Below are 22435 nucleotides of genomic sequence, written 5' to 3'. Positions count from 1 at the left end.
TTTATTATTTTTAAAATTATTTACCAATATTAATATGAATATATGTTCTAATTTCCCATTCAGATCCATTTCCAAAACCTGCTGGAGTTAAAGTTGGAACTGCAGGATACGTGTTTGGTGCTACATAAGTTGGAGAATATCTAGGAGAATATTGATTTAATGTTCGCCATATTCCCATTAAACCAATTCTTGTATCTGGTAAAATATACCAGCTTGGTTTTCCTAAAGATGTTGAAATATCTATTTGAGATTGAAGTGGATACGTTAAGTTAAAGTCACGGTGATAATCATAAGGTCCCCAATCATTAAATTTAAGAGAAGAAACTACTTTCACTTGTTTGTAAATCAATCTAACATCACCACCCATTCTGTTAATGGTTCTTTCTGAATCTCCATTTGCTTGACCATTTCCAAAATAGATATTTGCAATCATTCCTAAATCTGGACTAATTTTTGAAACAATTCTTGTATTTGATTCCCATAAGTTTTGCGCAGGAGCCGATTTTTGAAAAGCAAAAGGCGTTCTGTTTGATAAAAATCCTATAGCTGCATCCATGGTTGTAGGCAATTTTCTATATACAAAACCTGTACTAAACGCAAATTTTGCATCTTCAACCATATCATTATTCCATTCGTACATCCAAGTTGCTGGAGTTGGATCGTAAGTGATTAATAACTCTCCGCCTAAAGTTTTTCTATTGGCTCTAACAAAAAACGGATCATCTAACACATTTCTTAATCTTCCTGGAGCTGCAACACCATTTGGCATAGCATCAACAATAGGTTGTTGCCATAACATATTTGGTGCTACTTGTAGTTTAGAATTTATATTATAAGTAAATCCAGCAAGAAAGTTTATTTGGTTACCACTTCCTGTATCTTTTAATCTCCAACCTGTAAATGTTTGAGTATTGTCTGCACCACCTGAAGCAACCAAACCTTGAATGGCACCTTGTGTGTAGGCATTGAATTTTCCTTTAGAAAAAGTAATCTTTGCTTTTCCTCCCCAGTTATCTTTGTTGTTAATTTTATCCACTTTCACAACATCACCATCCATCATTTGAAACGCTCTTCCGTTTAATGGTTGTCCTCCCCAAATACCTCCTGCATCAAAACCAAAATCACCTACCTTTGTTTTGAAGTGAACCGTAGCTCTTCTAGTTTTTGGTACTGGAAATGCAATAGAAGAAACTGTTTCAGAAATTTCTACTTGATTAATATCTTCATGATATACAACAGTCGCATCAACATTTCCTAATTTTGTTCCATATTTTACTAAATAAGCAGGATTTGCTCCCCACCATAATTGAGGGCCAAATGCTGCTTTAAAGCCTTTTAGACTTCTTTTACCATCAATTTCAAAACCAAGGGTTTCACCATTGTATGTATCTAAATTTGCTCCGTAATTTGCTTCCGAGTATAAGGCGAAGAAATCACCTTCATAACCCCAATGATAATGACCTGTTCTATAAAAACCTTTCAAATCAAAATCCTTTGCATTCCATTTGTATGAAGCGTTATACACTTGAACTCTATTAAAGTCGTTCACTACAGTTGGACCATTAGGCGTATTAAAAGATTGGGCTCTACCTCTATTTTCGTAAAAAATCTCATTAATTGGGTTTTCAGCTACTCTTCCTAAAACATTGAAATTAACATTTGCTTTCATATTGGCAGACGGATTTCCTTCTACACCAATAAAATAGGATTGCATGTGATCAAAACCAAGTTTGTTTGGATAATTCGCAGAAACAGGATCACCTGGTTTTGGCGTTGAAATTAAGCTTCCACCTGTATTAAAAGTTGTAAATTCAGCTCTAAGATTGCTTATTTTTAAAATTCCACCATCATTACTTGCTAAAGCCGCTTTGTCAGCACGGGCTCTAAGTGTGGCATCCATTAAATTGGTTTCATCAAAAAAAGTTTTAAGTTTCTCTTTATTTGCTGTTGCCGAAAATGGATTGAATTTATGAATTTCTTTCAAAACATAATATGAAGCTCTTGGATACAATTGGTAAAAACCTTTTTCGTTAGTTGGTCCTTTAGCACAAATACCAAACCACTCTTCATTCATATTGTTTTCACCTTCAATAAAATCTTTTTGGTAACCACCATTGGACCATGAAGCATTGTTGTCATGTAAATCTAAATTAGACGTTTGTCCATATTTCCACCAACCATCACTAAATTGAAACGTAAAACCACCGATAGCATTTCCTGCTTTACCCATACCAGAGGCATTAGTATATATTTCATTCCAATTCCCTTTTAAATAAAAGGCTTGAGCGTTTTGATCTTCTTCATTAGTTATAGCGTTAAAAGCGTCTGAACCAAATTCTGTAAATAAAACTGGCTTACCATATTCTTTTTTAACTCTTTCAAATAAATCGCCAAATGAAACACCTCTGTATACGTTTGTTCCTAAAACATCAACGTCTTTACATTCTTCTGCAATTATGTCAAGAAAAAGTAAATCACCATTACAAATAGCCATTGGATGATTGGCATCAATAGCTTTCATAGATACTACCGCTTCATTGAATAATTTATACAAAGAACGCGCTTTAATTGTAGATTTTCTATCTTTTACAGGTATGTTTTCTGTTTCTGCACCTTCCCAAAACAAGCCATAATTATTTTCATTTCCTAAAAGGAACAACAATAATCCTTTGGTGTCTTTGTACTCTTTTGCCATTTGAGTAACCTCGTTCAAAAGAAGTTTTCTTGTTTTTGTGTCAGAATATTCCGTGTTAGGTTTCCAAACACCATCTATAGTTAAACCGTATCTTCCAAAAGAATGATTTAACATCGTATATATACCAAAATTAGTATGGATATACTCAATCCATTTTTTCGGAATTCCAGAATAAACACGTATGGTGTTTACACCCATATTTTTTAGTAAACCCATTTCGCCATCAAGTGCTTGTTGAATAAAAGCATCCGACTGATTCCACAGACTATAAAAATAATTAGTGCCAATTGGAAAATAATCCCAGTTCATTCCATTAATAATGAAATTTTTACCATCTATAGTTATGCTATGATCGGTATCATTTTTCTGGATAGCAATTTTTTCTGTTTGAGAAAAACTAGAAAATGCACTGCAAAAAATTAGTAAATAAAAAAATTTTTTCATTTAAAGTACTAGATTAAATTAATTGTTAATTAGAGTTTATTAATAGTTGTATATATTTCAAAAATACAGATGAATTTTTAATAATTATGTAAAAAAAACCACAACAAAAAACATACACAATAAAAAAACAGGTGTATAGTTGTGAATTTATTGTTAAAACTCGGTTTTAAATTATAAAAATAGCCTATTTTAAACCATTTAAAAATTGAAATTCTTGCTTTTGTTGAGGAAATGTATAGGTGTTTTAGTGTGTAATTCAATCTCTAAATAGACAAAATATACTCAACTAAACCTTTTTCGTGAGGTAAATCAATTTTTTTACGCAAACGATATCTTTTAATTTCCACACTTCGTACAGATATATTTAAAAGGGGCGCAATTTCTTTAGAAGATAAATTCAATCTTAAATAAGCACAAAGTCTCAAATCATTTGGTGTTAAAGAAGGATGGCTTTCTTTAACTTTCTTAAGAAAATTATTGTCTGCGCTATCAAAAGCTTCTTTAAAAATATTCCAAGTACTCTCTTCTTTTACATTACTATTTATTGTAGAAATTACGGCTTTAATACTTCTGTTAGTTGAACTATCTGTTGAGTTTTTAAGATCAGCTTTAATAATATTTAAAAGTTCTGTTTTCTTAATAAGATTCATTGTTGAAACTGCCAATTCTTTGCTTTTCTTATCCACATCCTGAATTAGCTGTTCGTTTTTAATTTTCATTATTTTTTGATCGTTCTCTAATTCTTTAAGTTCCAATAAAATGTTGTTTTCAGCTATAATTCTTTGGTGTCGTTTTTCATGAAAAATAGTGTAAAATTTATGAATATAAAAACCTAGTATAATCAACAAGATAAAATAAAATAATTTTGCCCATGCGTTCGCATAGAATGGTTTGGAAATAACAAAAGAATACGATTCAATATTATCTGTAACAGAATTTGCTACCTTAGCCCTAACATAAAATGTATAATCACCTGCAGGTAAATTTTCAAATACAACTTTTGAATTAAAAGACCACTCACTCCATTTATCATTAAACCCATCTAATTTATATTGATATTCTGCATTAATGTAGTTATTGTACTCGGGAACTGTATAACTAAATTCCAAATTATTTTGATCATGATCTAAACGCACTTCATCTTTTATTGAAATATTTAATGGTTTAGAATTGACTCCCGAATTTGAAATTCTAATTAACGATACTTTATAATTACTAAATTTAAAATCAATGTTTTTTAAAATATAATACCCATCCGTGGATCCAATCAAATAGTTCACATCATTTAATTGTAAGATATTTTCATATCCTGGCATAGTATTGGTCATTGAAGAAGGAATAGGTAAACTATTCTTTTTTAATTCTGAAGATAACTTTCCGGAAGAAAAATAATGAATGTAATTTTTGGTGAAAAACCAAAGTTTATTTGACTTATCTACAATCATTTTTCCAGTTACATATTCGTCATTTTCAAATATTGTACTCAACGACTTGTCTTTAACAAATTGTTTTGTTTGATTATTAAGTTTAAAAATTCCGTTTTTATAGGCGTAATAAATTTGATTATTATATTTTACCAATGTAGCATTTTTACCTTTAATAGGATTTTTAAATTTGATAACTTTAGTAGCTTTAGTCAATAAATTATCAACTGAAAATGTATATACTCCTTTGTATTCGTGACTTACATAAACGTCTTTACTATTTAGTATTTCAAAATGCTTAGAAGAATAATTAAAACCTTCAATTTTGTTTTTAAAAGTCCAACCATTTGGGCTTTTCTCTAAAACTGAAATACCATTATAATTTCCTTGTAAGATAAAATTATTTCCATTTAAATAGGGTTCAAACTTCCAAGTTCCAGAACCTGAAAAAATCTGATTGGCATTGGAACCATTTATTATAAAAGTTCCCGAATCATGCCCACAAAAAAGGGTGTTTTTAAATGAAAACAAAGACCATACTTGCCCTTTGGTGTTTTGTACAAATTCAAATTTAGAAGCCGAACTCAAATCTTTATAAAAAAGCCCTTGATTTGTTCCAATATATAACTTATTGTTGTGAGTAGCCGATGCATAAATTGCACCTAGAATTCCTGTATTATCAATATAACTATTTATAGGCGATTTTAAATTGACACAGTTAATGCCATTATCTAAACCTATCCATAAATTTTTATCAACATCTTCAAATAATGAAAGTGCCGTGTTATTACTTAATCCTGAATTTTGTGTAATGTGATAAATTAATTTTCCTTCTTTGGATAAAATAAAAATTCCATTAGAAATTGAGCCGAGAGCTACACTTTCATCAGCTAATAATTGACTACTGTAAATATTACTTTGCTGTATTTCAGCATCAATATTGGTTTGAAATTTAGATAAAACACCGTTTTTATATTTAAAAATACCTTGCTTTTGCGTAACTAAAAGTAAACCATCAGATGTTTCAAAAATATTTATGAGCTTATTTTGATTTATTATATCATTACTTAAAAACAACTTACTTTTCCCTTGATCTATTTCAAATAAACCCTTTGGAGTTTGAAAATAAATGCCATTAGATGTTTTAAAAGCTTTGTTAATCGTGCTTTTTGGTTCTATAATTGTAAATAACTTCGTTTTGGTGTTATAAGCGTAAATTTTTTCTAAAGATTGAAAAAGTATCCAATTGTCGAATGGAAAAATACCCCAAAATTGCTCATCATCATTAATTTTAGATTTGATAGATTTGCTTAAAGATGTATAAAATAATTCACCGTTATCTGTACGTTGCCAATAACCAAATTCCATAAAAGCACCCGTGTATATTTTATCCTGAATACAATTTACAGAGCGAATAATAGTTTCATTAGGTGAGGGATTTAATACCCACTTTGACCCATTAAACTCTAACAAACCTTCATTATTTGCAAAATACATAAATCGCTGATTGTCTTGAGAAATCATCCAATTTTGTATTCCAGCATTATAAATATCTTTAGAATACTTTACAATTGGAGGTAATTGTTGTCCTGTACACACTAAAGAAAACAGAAATAATAAAAGTTGTATTTGAGTTTTTAAGAATTGCATTTAATTAAAATAAAAAAATAAAGATATATATTTAATGTATAATAAAAAAATGATTTAAAAAAAAAGACTGCCATTTCTGACAGTCTTAAAAAATTTAAAGTAGTATAAACTATTCTTTTATAAATTTTGTTGAAGAAACAGTTCCATCAATTACAGTTTTTATTACATAAACACCTGCATTTAATCCTGAAACGTCTAAACTTAATAAAGATTCATTAGCTGTTTTGTTCATTACTTCCTGTCCTAAAACATTGAAAATTGCAATATTCTGAATGGTTCCAACTGACTCAATGTTTAACACATTAGAAGTTGGATTTGGATACAATTTAACTTTTGAAACAGCAAAACTATCTGTAGATAAAACAGTGTTTTTATGTAAATAAATGTTATCAACATAAACAATTCCTAAATTTGAAGTAATTAAAAATTGATATAATTTTTCTCTAGCAAAAGCAACACCAGGACCTTGAGGTGAAAGTGTTGAAAGAGGCACATCAATTGAAACCCAAGAACCTGCAGTAGTTGGTAAATGAGTTAATAAAAGAGCATTGGTTTCTCCACCCATTGCAGCATGATTAGACCATTTAGGATTTAAAACTTTACCAGTCAAATTTGTTCCTGCAGTAATAAAATAATCCATGTGAAAATGAGTCATATTAGTAGCATTCTCATAATTAGTAAATTGTACACCTAGGAAGTCTCCAAAAGTAATTCTTTTAATATCGTCACCAGGAACGGAAACAAGATCAAAAATACTTGAGTTATCCCATGATGTAGACCATTCGGCAACACTAATATTAGTGTAAGCATTACTAAATAAAGAGATAAACTCACCAACAGGTCTGGCCGGTGGTGTTGGTGCAGCTACTGTAGGTCCAGCTGGTGGAAGTGTAAATGCAGCCTCCTCAGCTCTAATATTATCAACGAAGAAATCAAAATTTACCGCAGTATTAAATCCAGTATTTGCTGTATTCCAATTTGCATAAAAAACTATTTTTTCATATTCTCCATTTGCAATAGATTGACCATTCATTGGAACTGCAAAATTAAAAGTAAGCTTTTGCCATTGACCTGGAGTTGTGTATGCTTGTGCATTTGCAGAAACAGGACCTCCAACTTCAACTCTACCTAATAAATTAAATGCTTGTGAACAATACACATCAACAGTCATTGTTTTATTAGTAGTTAATTTTGCTTTTTTTACCGTTTGATAAAATTCAATTCCTTGCCAAACCTGTCCACCTGCAACACTAGTTCCCTTTAATACACTACCATTTGCAGCACCTGCAGCTGGATCAGTTACTACAGCAGCTGAAGCGCCACCAAAAGCAGCAACCGAAGTGTAGTTAGCAGGAGTTTGAAAATTTTGAATTAATGGAAGAACTTCTATAACAGATACGTTATCAATAAATACAAAACCTGTGGCATTACCCATATCAAAAATAACTCTATCAGTAACAGTGTTCCCATAATTAATAGTAAATTCGTAACTAAATGTTTGAGGGGTAGCAGTTAATACTGAAGTAGCTGTTAAAGATGCAAAAGGCGCACCAGTTTGACCTAAACCAGAAATTAAAGTTCTAGTACCAGTAGCTGTAGCTGTAAAAGCATCAAATTTTAGCAAATAAGTTTTACCATCTACTAAATTAACTTCTTGGCTCAAATTAACATCCCATGGATTACCTGCAACAGCTACGTTAGCTTGATTAACAAAATTTGAAGCGCCCAAGTCAACAACATTGGCAGCATTACCTGTCCAAGGTGCAGCAGTACCTGTTTGAAAACCTCCATTTGTAACAAGATTTTGTGAAAAACCCAAAATGGAAATTAATAATGTAAATAAATACGTAATTTTTTTCATAATATTAAATTTAATTGGTTAAAAATTTATAATAGTAAAATTAATAAAAAAATTAAACACACAAATTTTGTAGTATATATAGAAACTATACATTCAATTTTTTTTTTGTAAAAATAATAATTTTTTTATAAATACACAAGTAATTGATTTTCAATAAAATAAAATTAATTTAATTAATATTTAGTTATTTTTGTATAGTTAATGTATAGTCGAAAATCTAAATAAAAATTCCAACTACAACGATTTCAGAGGTTGTATTTAGGAATTTTTAATCATCTGAAAGAAGAATTGATACTTTTAGCATTATAATTAATTATCTTTGCCATTCTCATAAAAAACACAATGATGCAATCCGATTTTTCTTCTTTAGAACCCAAAAAATTTATCTTGATAAAAGGGGCACAATTGCACAATTTAAAAAATATTGATGTCGCCATTCCAAGAAATCAAATGGTTGTGATTACTGGACTTTCTGGATCTGGAAAATCGAGTTTAGCCTTTGACACGCTATATGCAGAAGGACAAAGACGTTATGTTGAAAGTTTATCTTCCTATGCCCGTCAATTCTTGGGAAAATTAGACAAACCGAAAGTAGAATACATTAAAGGCATTGCGCCTGCCATTGCAATTGAACAAAAAGTAAATACCACAAACGCGCGTTCAACGGTTGGTACTTCCACAGAAATATACGATTACTTAAAATTACTATTTGCCAGAATTGGAAGAACGTATTCACCAATTTCAGGTGAAGAAGTAAAAAAACATACCGTTTCTGATGTAGTAAAATACATACAATCGTTAGATATCGATTCGAAATGGTTATTGCTAGCTAAAATTCATTTAGAAGAAGGCAGAAAATTACATGACAAACTAAAGGTCTTATTACAACAAGGTTTTGCCAGAATATTGATAGACAATAAAACGGTACGATTAGACGATTTCGTTGCAACTTTAGAAATGATTGATGAATCTACGATGGTTAACAAAGAAATTTTATTAGTTATTGACAGAATCGTAGTGCAATCAGATGAAGAATTTTTAAACCGAATTGCCGATGCCATACAAATTGCTTTTTATGAGGGAAAAGGCGAGTTGTATTTACAAGAACCTGAAAAATCAAATCGCATCGTTTTTAATTCAAATTTTCAATTAGACGGCTTGGATTTTTTAGAACCAAATGTTCATTTATTTAGTTTTAATAATCCGTATGGTGCTTGTCCTACTTGTGAAGGCTACGGAAGTGTGATTGGTATTGACGAAGAACTTGTTGTACCAAACACCGCACTTTCTATATATGAAAATGCCATTTTTCCTTGGAGAGGTGAAAGTATGGGTTGGTACCGAGATCAATTGGTAAATAATTCACATCATTTTGATTTTCCTATCCATAAGCCTTATTTTGAATTATCAGACGAGCACAAAGCACTTGTTTGGAAGGGAAATAAGTATTTCACAGGATTAAATGATTTTTTTGCCGATTTGGAAGCTAATAATTATAAAATTCAAAATCGTGTGATGCTTTCGCGTTACAGAGGTAAAACAAAATGCCACGCTTGTAACGGCAAACGATTACGTTCGGAAACTAACAATATTAAAGTAGCGGAAAAAACCATTTCTGACTTGGTAGATTTGCCAATTATTAAATTAATTCCATTTTTTAATACGATTGAATTATCGGAATATGATGAAAAAGTTGCGAAACGATTACTTATAGAAATAAAAAACCGTTTAGCATTTTTAGACAACGTAGGTTTAAACTATTTAAGTTTAAACAGAAAATCGGCATCTCTTTCTGGTGGCGAATCGCAACGAATTAATTTAGCTACTTCTTTAGGAAGCTCGTTAGTGGGTTCTATGTATATTTTAGATGAGCCAAGTATTGGTTTACATCCAAAAGACACCGAAAAATTGATTGAGGTATTACTGAACTTAAAAAAATTAGGCAATACTGTTATTATTGTAGAGCACGACGAAGACATCATGAAAGCTGCCGATATGATTATTGATATTGGCCCTGAAGCTGGAACTTTGGGTGGTAATTTAGTCGCACAAGGCACGTATGAAGAAATTTTAAAATCAGATTCTTTAACGTCGAGATATTTAAACGGAAAAGAAAAAATTGAAGTCCCTAAAGTCCGAAAAAAATTCAAAAATCATATAGATATTATTGGCGCCAGAGAAAACAACTTAAAAAATATTGATGTCACTTTTCCTTTGGATTGCTTAACGGTAATTACTGGAGTTTCTGGTAGCGGAAAAAGTACGTTAGTAAAAAAGATATTGTTTCCCGCTTTACAGAAAAAACTAACGGGAATTGGAGAAAAAGCTGGTCAATTTACAAGTTTAGAAGGCAGTTATTCGCACCTTAAAAACATTGAATATGTAGATCAAAATCCTATTGGAAGAAGTTCGCGTTCCAATCCAGTAACGTATATCAAAGCGTACGATGACATTAGAGAATTATATGCCAAACAATCCACTTCAAAATTAAGAAATTACCAAGCCAAACATTTTTCATTTAATGTAGATGGTGGAAGATGCGAAACATGCAAAGGCGATGGCGAAGTAACCATTGAAATGCAATTTATGGCCGATGTGCATTTAGAATGCGAAACCTGTAACGGAAAACGCTTCAAAAAAGAAGTGTTAGAAGTGAATTTCGAAGGCAAAAACATCGACGATTTACTAAAAATGACCATTGATGAAGCCGTTTCATTTTTTGAAACACATAATCAGAATAAAATTACTCAGAAATTACAACCATTAAAAGATGTAGGTTTAGGATATGTGCAATTAGGACAATCTTCTTCTACGCTTTCTGGTGGTGAAGCACAACGTATAAAATTAGCTTCGTTTTTAGTGAAAGGTGCTACAAAAGAAAAAATGCTGTTCGTATTTGATGAACCTACTACTGGTTTGCATTTTCACGACATCAAAAAGTTATTAAAATCATTTGAAGCTTTAATCGATAAAGGACATTCCATAATCGTAATTGAACACAATTTAGAACTTATAAAATGCGCCGATTACATTATCGACATCGGTCCTGAAGGTGGTGAGAATGGTGGACAATTGGTCGCTTTTGGCACACCGGAAGACATCGCAATAAATAAAAAATCCTTGACAGGAAAATATCTAGCAGAAAAATTGTAATTTCGATAAAATTTCAAAAGTATGAACACGTTAGAATTAAAAAACATATTAATTGAAGAAATAAATCAAATTGAAGACAAATCTTTTTTAAATGCTTTGAGAACTATAGTTGAATCAAAAATTAAAAAAGAGAATCTTTATGACGATTATAATTCGGAGATTTTAATGGCGGAAGAAGATATTGAAAAAGGTTATACCGTTTCTCATAATGAGGTAAAAGCTAAAATTGACGAATGGAAAAAGAAATGATTTGGACTAAAACTGCTTTAGAACAATTAGAGACTATTTATTTCTATTTAATAAAAAAAACAAAAAGCAAAACTACTTCAAACAAAGTTGTCACTACCATATATGAATCTGTAACAATTCTAAAATCAAATTGGGAAATTTATGAGTTAGATGAAATGAAAAAATCTAATTCTGGAAATTTTAGAGCCTATGAAATTTATAATTATAGAATTTCATATAAAGTTACACCAAACGAAATATACATAATTAGGATAAGACATACAAAACGAAATCCTAAAAAAATCTAAAATGAAATTCCAAGTAGTATCCGATTACGTTCCCACTGGCGACCAGCCTCAAGCAATTGAAAAATTAGCTAAAGGCATCATCAATGGCGAAAAATACCAAACCTTATTAGGGGTTACGGGTTCAGGAAAAACATTTACGGTAGCTAATGTGGTTCAAGAAGTGCAAAAACCTACTTTAGTTTTAGCGCACAACAAAACTTTAGCGGCACAACTGTATTCGGAATTTAAACAATTTTTTCCTAACAATTCGGTGCAGTATTTTGTGTCGTATTACGATTATTACCAACCCGAAGCCTTTATTCCGGTAACGGGAACCTACATTGAAAAAGATTTATCTATTAACGAAGAACTCGAAAAACTTCGTTTAAGCACTACCTCTGCCCTACTTTCTGGTCGGAGAGATATCATTGTAATTTCATCGGTTTCTTGTTTGTATGGAATTGGAAATCCTGTTGAATTTCAGAAAAATGTCATTTCTTTAAAAAGCGGACAAGCCATTTCACGAACCAAATTATTGCATCAATTGGTGCAAAGTTTATACGCTCGTACTGAAATGGAATTTACGCCTGGAACCTTTCGTATCAAAGGCGATACCGTAGAAGTATTTCCAAGTTATGGCGATGAACCGTTTCGAATTCACTTTTTTGGTGATGAAATTGAAGAAATTGAAGCGTTTGATGCCCGAACGTCTCAGGTATTAGAAAAATACGACTCGTTAAGCATTTATCCTGCTAATATGTTTGTGACTTCTCCAGATGTTTTACAAAAAGCCATTTGGGAAATCCAACAAGATATGGTAAAACAAGTCGAATATTTTCGAGAAATCGGCAAACATTTAGAAGCCAAACGCATAGAAGAACGCACCAATTTCGATTTAGAAATGATTCGCGAATTGGGCTATTGTTCTGGAATTGAAAACTATTCGCGTTACCTTGATGGTCGAGAACCGGGAACGCGTCCTTTCTGTTTATTAGACTATTTTCCAGACGATTATTTGATGGTTATTGATGAAAGTCACGTCACCATATCGCAAGTACACGCTATGTATGGTGGCGATAGAAGCCGAAAAGAAAACTTGGTAGAATACGGATTTCGTTTGCCTGCCGCAATGGACAACCGTCCTTTAAAATTTGAAGAGTTTGAAGCCCTACAAAATCAGGTGTTGTATGTTTCTGCTACGCCTGCCGACTATGAAATGCAAAAATCGGAAGGCGTTTATGTAGAGCAAATTATTCGCCCAACAGGATTGTTAGACCCTATTATAGAAATTCGTCCAAGTGCGAATCAAATAGACGATTTAATTGAAGAAATTCAACTGCGTTGCGAAGCCGACGAGCGTGTTTTAGTTACGACGTTAACCAAACGAATGGCAGAAGAATTGGCTAAATACCTTACCAAAGTTTCGATACGATGCCGTTACATTCATTCGGATGTAGATACATTGGAACGTGTGGAAATTATGCAAGACTTACGAAAAGGTGTTTTTGATGTATTAATTGGCGTCAACTTATTACGTGAAGGTTTGGATTTACCCGAAGTATCGCTGGTGGCAATTTTAGATGCGGATAAAGAAGGTTTTTTACGAAGCAAACGTTCGTTAACGCAAACCGTTGGACGAGCCGCCAGAAACATTAACGGGAAAGCCATTATGTATGCCGACAAAATAACGGCAAGTATGCAACACACTATTGACGAAACCATTTACCGCCGCGAAAAACAAACGGCTTACAATACCTTACACGGCAAAACGCCACAATCGTTAAACAAGAGTTTGGGTAATGCCTTTAGCGCCAATTCTGTTTCTACACAATACTATGAAAACCAAGCGTATAAAGCCGCCGAACCCGAAAGCGAGTACCTAAGCAAACCCGAAATTGAACAAAAAATTAGGGACAAACGAAAACTTATGGAAAAAGCCGCTAAAGAATTAGACTTTATGCAAGCCGCCAAGTTTAGAGATGAAATAAAAGCGCTACAAGAAAAACTATAGAATTCTATAGTTATTATTGTCATACCGAATTCATTTCGGTATCTAAATAACTAATAACCTCAATTTTTACGTCTAACACCTAAAATTTCACGTTATACAACCCCATTTTTTAGGTTCTAGACTTGAAAATTCACGTTATACAACCCCAATTTTTACGTTCGGAACGTGAAATTTTACGTTACACAACCCAATTTTTTACGTTTGGAACGTGAAATTTTACGTTATACACTATCTGTCGCAACATTGAATAATCACACATATTTTGTAGTAAAATTTCCAAATAGAATATTGAGGATTATTTATTATATTTGAAAAATAAAATTGATGTAAGTCTTACAAATAAATAAGTTGTGGTTAATTCTTCAAAAAAACACACGTATACAAATGAAAAAACAAATATTTTTTTTTAGGTTTTTAATTATCTCTTTTAGTTTTTATAGTTGTGGACCTGGAGAATGGGATATTTCAGAATTATACGCACAAAAAATTGAAGGAACATCAAAAATACTTTATAAATATAATGCTTGGGGAGGAAGAGATTCAAATGCTAACGGTTTTATAATCTTAGACTCTACAGAAACTTTTAAAATCAACCTTAAAAACAATTTATCTTTTAATAAACTTTCTGAAATTCCAAATAAAATAAAAATACAAGGGATTACAAGTGAATGTTATAATTCTTGTGAAGAGAACTATTATAAAACATTACCAATTTTTAAACCAATGAAGATTGATAAATATCAGTCGAATAATATAAATATTGAAAGTATAATATATCAATATCGCGGATATTCGGAAAAAGAAGGTGGATTAGAAAGATACGTTTTTGAAAAATTTACCGAAACAAAAGACAGCTTATTCTTTTATAATTTAGATGATGTTGAAAGTATGGACGGAATCCATCTTGATGAATTAAAATTAAAAAAAGGAGAAGTCTATCTGCAACAAACCGAAAATGGAACAATAGAAAAAATAATTGTAGAACAAATAACTTTAGATCCAATAACAAAAGAATTTATTGACGGTAGAACTTGTCATTTAAAACCTAAAAACAAAACATTTGCCATAGAATTTTCGAAAAAAGGAATCTTCCTAAAAATAAAAACAGTTAAATAATAGCACCGCTACCGCGCGAATCCTTTCACGTGGTAACTAAAACTTTTACCCATTTTTCAACGCACGCAACTAATCAATTCTTGTAAAACAAAAAATATTTTATATATTTGAATTATAAATTTGTAAAAAATGACATTTACTGATAAAAATATTATAGAAAATTATTTTGGTTTATTCGAAAGTTTAAATTCAATTAGTAAACTTGAACTTATTGAAAAGCTTACAAAATCGATAAAAGCAGATACTAAAAGTAAAGAAAACGCATTTTTTAAATCATTTGGAGCCTTTTCTACTGAGAAATCTTCTGATGAAATAAATGTAGAAATCAAAAAAAATAGAAAATTCAGAACAAAAGAAATTAAATTCTGATGAAATATTTACTTGATACAAATATCTGCATTCATTTTCTTCGCGGAAAATTTGAAATTGATACTATCATTAAAAACAAAGGTTTAGAAAATTGTTATATTTCTGAAATAACAGTCTTAGAACTCAGATTTGGTGCTGAAAACAGTTCTGACAAAATAAAATCACATAAAGCGGTAGATATTTTTTTAAAGGGTATTGTAATTATTCCAATATATGGTTCAATTAAAAAATATGCAGAAGAAAAAGTCCGTTTAAATAAAATTGGAAAACCGCAAAATGACGAATTTGATTTACTAATTGGAGTAACAGCACTTGTAAATCAACTTACTTTAGTAACAGAAAACACTAAAGATTTTAAAAACTTTGAAAATCTTGCTTTAGAAAACTGGGTAACTCGTACCTAATAAATTTCATTTTTCAACGCACGTAACATTTCTCTTTTTCCGGGTGCGCCTGGTAATTTTTTGGTTTCAAAACCAGCGTGTTGCATAGCGTTTTTAATCGTGGTACGGCACGCATACGTGGTTAATATGCCTTTGCATTTTAGGGCATGATACATTTTTTCAAAAATAACTTCATTCCATAACTCGGGTTGCACGTTATAGCCAAAAGCATCAAAATAAATTAAATCAAACGTATTTTCATCGATAATGTCATTAAAAAATTGTTTGCGCTTGGTTAGGGTAAAATAAGGTGTTACTTCAATAGTTTCTTCCCAAGGCAACGTATGTAAATGTTCAAAATCCGCTTGTCGGTTGGGTACTTCCAATTGCGTAGCATAATTGAGCTGTACAATATCTTCAAAAGCCACCGGATAGGCTTCCACGGCTACATAATTCACTTTTATTTGTCGGTGTTCAGCTTCAAACATCGTAATTAAAGCATTTAATCCGGTACCAAAACCAATTTCTAAAATCGAAATTTCCAAAACGTACTCAAAAAGTGCCAATCCGTTTTTTATAAATACGTGTTTTGCTTCTTGTATCGCACCAAATTTAGAATGATACGTTTCATCCCATTCTGGAATATAAATTGACGTAGAACCGTCTTTCGTAATGATAATTTCGTGTTTCATAATAAAGGTGAAAGGACAAAGGTAAAAGAAATCAATGGCAATGGCAAAAATCAATAGCAATGGCAATGGCAAAAATCAATAGCAATAGCAATGACAATGTCAAAAATCAATAGCAAACTTTTTAAAATTAAAAAAATCCGTTACATCTGTCAAATCCGTGTTCCTATCAAAAACCAACTAACCATCTAAAAGATTGCTTCACGAACTCTCAATCACTATCTTTGCCTAAATTTTCATACAAATGGTTACATTCGAACAACTTAATCTTCCAATTTCGCTACAAAAAGCTATAGACGATTTAGGTTTCACAACTCCCACTCCTATCCAATCAAAAGCCTTTCCAATTGTTATGTCGGGTAGAGATGTGATGGGAATTGCACAAACCGGAACGGGTAAAACCTTTGCCTATTTGTTACCTATTTTAAAGCAATGGCGTTTTGTACCTACCGATATACCGAGAGTGCTTATTTTAGTCCCTACTCGAGAATTAGTAGTGCAAGTGCACGAAGAAATTGAAAAATTAACCAAATATATGAGTGTGCGTTCACTTGCCGTTTATGGTGGCGTGAACATCAATACACAAAAAAAAGACATTTATTCTGGAATTGATATTGTGGTGGGAACACCAGGTAGAATTATGGATTTGGCTTTGGATAATGTCTTGCGTTTTGACGATTTACAAAAATTAGTCATTGATGAATTTGATGAAATTTTAAATTTAGGATTTCGAGTACAATTGACTTCTATATTATCAATGATGCGTTCGAAAAGACAAAATATTTTGTTTTCGGCAACTATGACAGAAGAAGTAGACGATTTGTTAGACGAATTTTTTGAATTTCCAGAAGAAGTTTCGTTAGCGCCAAGTGGTACTCCATTAGAGCAAATCGAACAACGTGCTTATGTGGTACCGAACTTTTTAACGAAAGTCAATTTACTTAAACATTTATTGCAAGACGAATCATACAGCCGAATTTTATTGTTTGTAAACAGTAAAAGAATGGCCGATTTCCTATTAGAACATTTAGAAGAAGATTTCCCAGGTCAGTTTGGAACGGTGCACTCCAATAAAACGCAAAATTACCGTTTAAATATGATGGAAAATTTTCAAACGGGTGAAATTAGAGGTTTAGTAACCACTGATATTATGGCGCGTGGATTGGATATTACAGATATTACACACGTAATAAATATGCAATTTCCTGAAATCCCAGAACAATATATGCATAGAATTGGTCGTACGGGTCGTGCCGATAAAGATGGTATAGCTATCAGTTTTATTGGTCCGAAAGAAGACGAATTTCAACTGGAAGTGGAAATGCTAATGCAAACGGAAATTAAAATTCACGAGATTCCTGCAAATGTAAAAATAGAACAACAACGCTTAGAATTCGAAAAAGATCAAAAGAAAGTAAAAACCCTTTTGAAACGTGTTAAGAAAACAGGAGGTGATGCTTTTGAGAAAAAATCAGAAAAAAATAGCAAAGTCAATTTAGGAGGTCCAGGAAAAAGAACGCCAAGAAAAACCGCTTCCAGAAACCGTGGAATTGAAAGAAAACGAGACGAAAAGAAAAAGAAAAAGTAATTTTTAGTATTTTTGAAAAACTTTAATAAAAATGCAATTTAAAAACCCAGAAATTCTATATTTTTTATTTCTATTGATTATACCAATTTTGGTACATCTTTTTCAATTGAGACGATTTAAAAAACAAGAATTCACGAATGTTAAATTGCTGAAAGAACTTCAAATTCAAACACGAAAAAGTGCTACAATTAAGAAATGGCTATTATTAGTCACTCGTTTATTACTTTTAACCGCTTTAATTTTTGCCTTCGCGCAACCTTTCTTCAAAGCAAAAGATTTTGATAAAAAAAATAACGAACTGATTTTGGTAATCGATAATTCCTTTTCGATGCAAGCCAAAGGGAATAACGGTGAATTATTAAAAAGAACCATTCAGGATGTATTAGAAAACACGCCAGAAGACCAACAATTATCGGTACTTACCAACGATGAAAATTTTTACGATACGAATATTAGAAACATTCAAAAAGAATTACAAAATTTAAACTACTCGTCTACTCCATTTAATCCTGCCGCAATTATCACCAGAATTGAAGCCAAAAAACCAGGCATTCCGAAAGATATTTTATTTATTTCTGACGCTGTTGGTTTAAAAGAAGAATTAAAAACCAATTTAAGCGAAACTTCATCGCTGTATTATCAAACCGTAAAAGCAAACGAAACCTATAATTCTGCAATTAAAAACGTACAAATTAGTCAGGTTTTAGATCAATTTTACGAGTTGAAAATTAGTATTTCTACTTACGGAGAGGTTGAAAATGATGTGCCGATTTCTATGTATAATGGAAAAAAATTAGTAGGTAAAGCATTGATTTCGAAAGAAAAACCTCAAAAAGAAATTTTATTTACCATTCCGAAAACAGATTTTCATGGCTATGTTAAAATTGAAGATAATAGCTTAACATATGACAATACGTTTTATTTTAGTATTTCGAAACCACAAAAATCGAATGTAATTGCCGTAGGTACTCCAGAAAAAAACAACTTTTTATCCAGAATATTCACAGCTGAAGAATTTAACTACACATCAACAGATTGGAAAACCTTAAATTACAATGCTATTGAAAATGCCGATGCTTTGGTTTTAAATGAAATACCAACTATTTCAAGCGCTTTATCTGTTACTTTAAAAAATTATTATAGCAAAGGCGGAACCATAATTTTTATACCTGATGTTACAAGCGATGTTTCGAGTTACAACGCTTTTTTGAGTAATTTTAGTCCAATTTCATTTTCAGAAAAAACACAAAAAGAAAAACAAATTACACAAATTAGTTTCAATCATCCGATATATGCCAATGTATTTGAGAAGAAAATTAGCAATTTCCAATATCCAAAAACGAATGCATCATTTACCATAAACGGTAGTAATTTGCCCGTATTACAATATGAAGATAAGAGTGTTTTCTTAGGGAATGTCACAAATAAACTTGGAAATTTATACTTCTTTTCTACTTCAATAAACAAGGAAAATTCGAACTTTCAAAATTCGCCATTAATTGTACCTACCTTTTATAATATGGGACAGAATAATAACAAAACTGGTTTAAATGCATTTATAATTGGAGAAAATAATTACACCATAATTAACGAAACTATTACAAAAGATAATGTTTTAAGTGTTACCAATACAGAAAATAGTTTTATTCCGATGCAACAAATTTTGAATAATAAAATCAAACTTACTTTCGGAAATTATCCAGAAAAATCAGGAAATTACGAAGTTTTAAAAGATATAGAATCGCTTAAAGCTATCAGTTTCAATTATCCAAGAAATGAAAGCGATTTATCACAAATAAATTCAGATTATTTTGATTCGTGTACAGAAGTAAATGCTGTATCTACGTTTTATTCTGACATTCATTCATCCAGAACAAGCAATGAAGTTTGGAAATATTTTATCTTTACCACATTATTACTTTTACTAATTGAATTACTAATCCAAAAATTTGTAAAATGAATCTTTTACTAAAAAACGCGACACTACTTGAAAGTCAAAACCCATTTCATAAGCAACAAGTTGATATTGAAATTACAGATGGGATTATTTCTAAAATTGGAAAGAATCTAACCAAAAAAGAAGGTTTTGAAGTCATTGAAAAAGAGAACTTACATATTTCTCAAGGTTGGTTAGATACTTCGGTAGTTTTTGGAGAACCAGGTTTTGAAACAACAGAAACCATTGAAAACGGTTTAAAAGTGGCTGCGAAAAGTGGTTTTACTTCTGTTTTCTTACATTCCAATACGAATCCAGCGATTGACAACCAAGCGGTAATTCAATTTATAAAAAGTAAAGCACAAAATAGCATCACCAACCTTCATATAGTAGGTTGTTTAACCAAAAACAGCGAAGGAACTGACTTAGCCGAGCTTTTTGATATGAAAAATGCGGGTGTGGTTGCTTTTGGAGATTATAAAAAATCTATGACGAATGCGAATTTATTAAAAATAGCGTTTCAATATGTCGATAATTTTAACGGAATTTTGTTTGTACAACCTATGAATAAAGACCTTAAAGGAAAAGGGTTTGTGAATGAAGGAGAAGTTTCAACAAAATTAGGATTGAAAGGAATTCCAGCAATGGCGGAAGAAATTGAAATCGAAAGAAATATTGCGTTACTTGCTTATACAAAAGGAAAATTGCACATTCCTTCCATTACAACTAAAAAATCTGTTGAATTAATTGCAAACGCGCAAGCACAAGGATTAGAAATTACGTGTGGGGTTTCGGTAAATAATTTAGTGTTAACAGATGAAGAATTGGTAGATTTTAATTCGAATACTAAAATTTATCCGCCACTTCGAACAGAAACCGACAGAAAAGCTTTAATTGAAGGAGTTTTAAACAATGTGATTTCAGTCTTCACATCAGACCATTGCCCTGTAAACATAGAACAGAAGCAATTAGAATACGATTTAGCCGACTATGGTTCGATAGGTTTAGAAAGTGCATTTGGTGCCTTACAAACGGTTTTACCAACGGAAGTTATTGTAGCCAAATTTACTGATGCGAAATCATATTTCAACATAGAAAACAATACCATTGCAGAAGGAAATAAAGCCGAACTTACTTTATTTAACCCTAATGAAGAATGGGTTTTCAGTAAAGAAAATATACTTTCTTTTTCAAAGAACTCAATTATGTTAGGTAAGAAAATGAAAGGAAAAGTGTACGGGATTATTAACAACAGTAATATTTTGTTGAATGAATAAAATTAAATTTGGTGCCATAGTTTCTTATTTCGGAGTTATTGGCATAATCTTTAGTAAAGCAATAAACAGTGAAGAAAAAAATGAATTTATCAATTTTCACTTTCGACAAGCTTTCCTAATATCTATAATTATTTTGAGTTTAAACTTTTTTAATTTAGGTTTAGACAACTCATTATTTAGAACAATAATTTGGTCGATATCTATCTTTTTAAAATGTATCGGGATTTTCTATGCTTACAATAATCAACAAAAAAATATTCCATTACTTGGTGAATACGCACAAAAATGGTTTAAAAATTTATAATTTATGAGTTTAGACTATTTGGTAAAAGCGCCAAAAGAAATAAAAGAAAAAAACGGAGCGTTACTTTTAATACACGGCTATGGAAGTAATGAAGAAGATTTGTTTTCTTTTGCACCACAATTACCTGAAGATGTGTATGTGATATCAATTCGTGCGCCATACAATTTACAACCTTATGGTTATGCTTGGTATGAAATTACTTTTGATGCCGATGAAAATAAGTTTTCAAATAACGAACAAGCCAAAGAATCTTTACAACTAATCGCAAATTTTATTGATGAAATTTCAGAAAAATTACCTTTAGATAAATCGAATATTTCATTAATAGGATTTAGTCAAGGTGCAATTTTAAGTTATGGAATGGCATTTACTTTTCCAGAAAAAATTAATAAAGTTGTGGCTTTAAGCGGTTATTTAAATGAACAAATTTTACCAGAAAATTATGATGTAAATCAAATCAATCACATTAAATTTTTTGTTTCTCACGGCACACAAGACCAAGTAATTCCTGTAGAATGGGCAAGAAAAACAGCACCATATTTAGAAAAATTAGGTTTGCGTATTATGTATAAAGAATATCCCGTAGGACATGGCGTAGCACCACAAAACTTTTGGGATTTTAAAAATTGGTTAGACTAAAATAGACTTTAAATATTATACAAAAACGGCTCCGAATTCGGAGCCATTTTTGTATATACTTAACTTCTTATCTTTTTAAAGCGAAGTGGGCTTTAAATAGTTTTTGTTGGTCTTTTTCCTTATATTCTATGGTAAACCAATAGTCTGTTGATGGTAGTACAGAACCAATATAAGTACCATCCCAACCTTGACTAGTAGCTATTGGTGTAATTTGTTTTAACAACTTACCATATCTATCATATATATAAATCTTAGCATCCGGTTGATCCAATCCTACGATGTTCCACGTATCATGAATTCCATCTCCATTTGGTGTAAAATATTTCGGATAATCAATTACTAATACTTCTATAGTTAGGTTCGTACAACCTTCTGTATCTT

17 protein-coding genes are annotated in these 22435 nt (G+C 31.3%); 12 read left to right on the top strand and 5 right to left on the bottom strand.

Annotation, left to right across the window (positions count from 1 at the left end):
• Nucleotides 1–16 precede the first annotated feature (16 nt).
• From ABWP78_RS06435 to ABWP78_RS06425, 3 genes are all read right to left on the bottom strand, one after another.
• On the bottom strand, nt 17–3139 hold the full coding sequence (locus ABWP78_RS06435; RefSeq protein WP_353169957.1) for a glycoside hydrolase 5 family protein: 3123 nt from the start codon (nt 3137–3139) through the stop codon (nt 17–19).
• 263 nt (nt 3140–3402) lie between these two features.
• Nucleotides 3403–6213: a helix-turn-helix and ligand-binding sensor domain-containing protein gene (locus ABWP78_RS06430; RefSeq protein WP_353169956.1), complete on the bottom strand. Its 2811-nt coding sequence runs from the start codon at nt 6211–6213 to the stop codon at nt 3403–3405.
• A gap of 109 nt (nt 6214–6322) precedes the next feature.
• Nucleotides 6323–8074 (bottom strand): T9SS type A sorting domain-containing protein, encoded by a 1752-nt coding sequence (locus ABWP78_RS06425; protein ID WP_353169955.1) that lies wholly within the window; start codon nt 8072–8074, stop codon nt 6323–6325.
• A 342-nt stretch (nt 8075–8416) separates the two neighbouring features.
• On the opposite strand from ABWP78_RS06425, the gene uvrA reads away from it, so the two are divergent.
• The 7 genes from uvrA (at nt 8417) to ABWP78_RS06390 (ending at nt 15642) form a co-directional block, all read left to right on the top strand.
• Complete coding sequence (gene uvrA / locus ABWP78_RS06420) at nt 8417–11227, top strand: excinuclease ABC subunit UvrA (protein ID WP_353169954.1); 2811 nt, start codon at nt 8417–8419, stop codon at nt 11225–11227.
• A gap of 21 nt (nt 11228–11248) precedes the next feature.
• Entirely contained in the window at nt 11249–11476 is a 228-nt protein-coding gene (locus ABWP78_RS06415; protein ID WP_353149744.1) for a hypothetical protein, read from the top strand.
• A complete protein-coding gene (locus tag ABWP78_RS06410) occupies nt 11461–11763 on the top strand; it encodes a type II toxin-antitoxin system RelE/ParE family toxin (RefSeq protein WP_353169953.1) in 303 nt (100 codons plus the stop codon). The genes ABWP78_RS06415 and ABWP78_RS06410 overlap by 16 nt, the downstream gene beginning before the upstream one ends.
• Before the next feature lies 1 nt (nt 11764).
• Entirely contained in the window at nt 11765–13753 is a 1989-nt protein-coding gene (gene uvrB, locus ABWP78_RS06405) for an excinuclease ABC subunit UvrB (protein WP_353169952.1), read from the top strand.
• Between the two features lie 384 nt (nt 13754–14137).
• On the top strand, nt 14138–14869 hold the full coding sequence (locus tag ABWP78_RS06400; protein WP_353169951.1) for a hypothetical protein: 732 nt from the start codon (nt 14138–14140) through the stop codon (nt 14867–14869).
• Nucleotides 14870–14998: 129 nt separating this feature from the next.
• Nucleotides 14999–15238 carry a hypothetical protein gene (locus tag ABWP78_RS06395; RefSeq protein ID WP_353169950.1) on the top strand — a complete coding sequence of 80 codons (240 nt, stop codon included), beginning with the start codon at nt 14999–15001 and terminating at the stop codon, nt 15236–15238.
• Nucleotides 15238–15642, top strand: a complete 405-nt coding sequence (locus tag ABWP78_RS06390; protein ID WP_353169949.1) for a type II toxin-antitoxin system VapC family toxin — start codon at nt 15238–15240, stop codon at nt 15640–15642. Before ABWP78_RS06395 ends, ABWP78_RS06390 begins: the two co-directional genes overlap by 1 nt.
• Here ABWP78_RS06390 and mnmC2 read toward each other — a convergent pair.
• Nucleotides 15639–16313 carry a tRNA (5-methylaminomethyl-2-thiouridine)(34)-methyltransferase MnmC2 gene (mnmC2, locus tag ABWP78_RS06385; protein ID WP_353169948.1) on the bottom strand — a complete coding sequence of 225 codons (675 nt, stop codon included), beginning with the start codon at nt 16311–16313 and terminating at the stop codon, nt 15639–15641. The two genes, ABWP78_RS06390 and mnmC2, sit on opposite strands and share 4 nt — an antisense overlap.
• 241 nt (nt 16314–16554) lie before the next feature.
• Here mnmC2 and ABWP78_RS06380 point away from each other — a divergent pair, with 241 nt between their 5' ends.
• From ABWP78_RS06380 to ABWP78_RS06360, 5 genes are read left to right on the top strand one after another with little or no spacing between them, the layout of a single operon-like run.
• Nucleotides 16555–17898, top strand: a complete 1344-nt coding sequence (locus tag ABWP78_RS06380) for a DEAD/DEAH box helicase (RefSeq protein ID WP_353169947.1) — start codon at nt 16555–16557, stop codon at nt 17896–17898.
• A gap of 31 nt (nt 17899–17929) precedes the next feature.
• Entirely contained in the window at nt 17930–19858 is a 1929-nt protein-coding gene (locus ABWP78_RS06375) for a vWA domain-containing protein (protein WP_353169946.1), read from the top strand.
• Nucleotides 19855–21111, top strand: coding sequence for a dihydroorotase (locus ABWP78_RS06370; protein ID WP_353169945.1), 1257 nt, complete (start codon nt 19855–19857; stop codon nt 21109–21111). The genes ABWP78_RS06375 and ABWP78_RS06370 overlap by 4 nt, the downstream gene beginning before the upstream one ends.
• On the top strand, nt 21104–21415 hold the full coding sequence (locus tag ABWP78_RS06365; RefSeq protein WP_353169944.1) for a hypothetical protein: 312 nt from the start codon (nt 21104–21106) through the stop codon (nt 21413–21415). The genes ABWP78_RS06370 and ABWP78_RS06365 overlap by 8 nt, the downstream gene beginning before the upstream one ends.
• Nucleotides 21416–21418: 3 nt before the next feature.
• The gene (locus tag ABWP78_RS06360; RefSeq protein ID WP_353169943.1) at nt 21419–22054 is read left to right on the top strand and encodes an alpha/beta hydrolase; all 636 of its coding nucleotides are present in this window, start codon (nt 21419–21421) and stop codon (nt 22052–22054) included.
• A 67-nt stretch (nt 22055–22121) separates the two neighbouring features.
• Here the strand turns inward: ABWP78_RS06360 and ABWP78_RS06355 are convergent.
• The coding region (locus ABWP78_RS06355) for a T9SS type B sorting domain-containing protein (protein WP_353169942.1) at nt 22122–22435 on the bottom strand (314 nt) is incomplete at its 5' end.

The sequence above is a fragment of the Flavobacterium sp. genome (assembly GCF_040402955.1).
In the GTDB taxonomy this organism is placed as follows: domain Bacteria; phylum Bacteroidota; class Bacteroidia; order Flavobacteriales; family Flavobacteriaceae; genus Flavobacterium.
Note: the sequence above shows the minus strand (reverse complement) of the source record. Positions and strands in the feature narration are given on the sequence as shown.

Excerpts from the sequence above, each read along its gene's own strand:
- ABWP78_RS06435 (WP_353169957.1), bottom strand. The coding sequence starts at position 3,139 with ATGAAAAAATTTTTTTATTTACTAATTTTTTGCAGTGCATTTTCTAGT.
- ABWP78_RS06430 (WP_353169956.1), bottom strand. The coding sequence starts at position 6,213 with ATGCAATTCTTAAAAACTCAAATACAACTTTTATTATTTCTGTTTTCT.
- ABWP78_RS06425 (WP_353169955.1), bottom strand. The coding sequence starts at position 8,074 with ATGAAAAAAATTACGTATTTATTTACATTATTAATTTCCATTTTGGGT.
- uvrA (WP_353169954.1), top strand. The coding sequence starts at position 8,417 with ATGATGCAATCCGATTTTTCTTCTTTAGAACCCAAAAAATTTATCTTG.
- ABWP78_RS06415 (WP_353149744.1), top strand. The coding sequence starts at position 11,249 with ATGAACACGTTAGAATTAAAAAACATATTAATTGAAGAAATAAATCAA.
- ABWP78_RS06410 (WP_353169953.1), top strand. The coding sequence starts at position 11,461 with ATGGAAAAAGAAATGATTTGGACTAAAACTGCTTTAGAACAATTAGAG.
- uvrB (WP_353169952.1), top strand. The coding sequence starts at position 11,765 with ATGAAATTCCAAGTAGTATCCGATTACGTTCCCACTGGCGACCAGCCT.
- ABWP78_RS06400 (WP_353169951.1), top strand. The coding sequence starts at position 14,138 with ATGAAAAAACAAATATTTTTTTTTAGGTTTTTAATTATCTCTTTTAGT.
- ABWP78_RS06395 (WP_353169950.1), top strand. The coding sequence starts at position 14,999 with ATGACATTTACTGATAAAAATATTATAGAAAATTATTTTGGTTTATTC.
- ABWP78_RS06390 (WP_353169949.1), top strand. The coding sequence starts at position 15,238 with ATGAAATATTTACTTGATACAAATATCTGCATTCATTTTCTTCGCGGA.
- mnmC2 (WP_353169948.1), bottom strand. The coding sequence starts at position 16,313 with ATGAAACACGAAATTATCATTACGAAAGACGGTTCTACGTCAATTTAT.
- ABWP78_RS06380 (WP_353169947.1), top strand. The coding sequence starts at position 16,555 with ATGGTTACATTCGAACAACTTAATCTTCCAATTTCGCTACAAAAAGCT.
- ABWP78_RS06375 (WP_353169946.1), top strand. The coding sequence starts at position 17,930 with ATGCAATTTAAAAACCCAGAAATTCTATATTTTTTATTTCTATTGATT.
- ABWP78_RS06370 (WP_353169945.1), top strand. The coding sequence starts at position 19,855 with ATGAATCTTTTACTAAAAAACGCGACACTACTTGAAAGTCAAAACCCA.
- ABWP78_RS06365 (WP_353169944.1), top strand. The coding sequence starts at position 21,104 with ATGAATAAAATTAAATTTGGTGCCATAGTTTCTTATTTCGGAGTTATT.
- ABWP78_RS06360 (WP_353169943.1), top strand. The coding sequence starts at position 21,419 with ATGAGTTTAGACTATTTGGTAAAAGCGCCAAAAGAAATAAAAGAAAAA.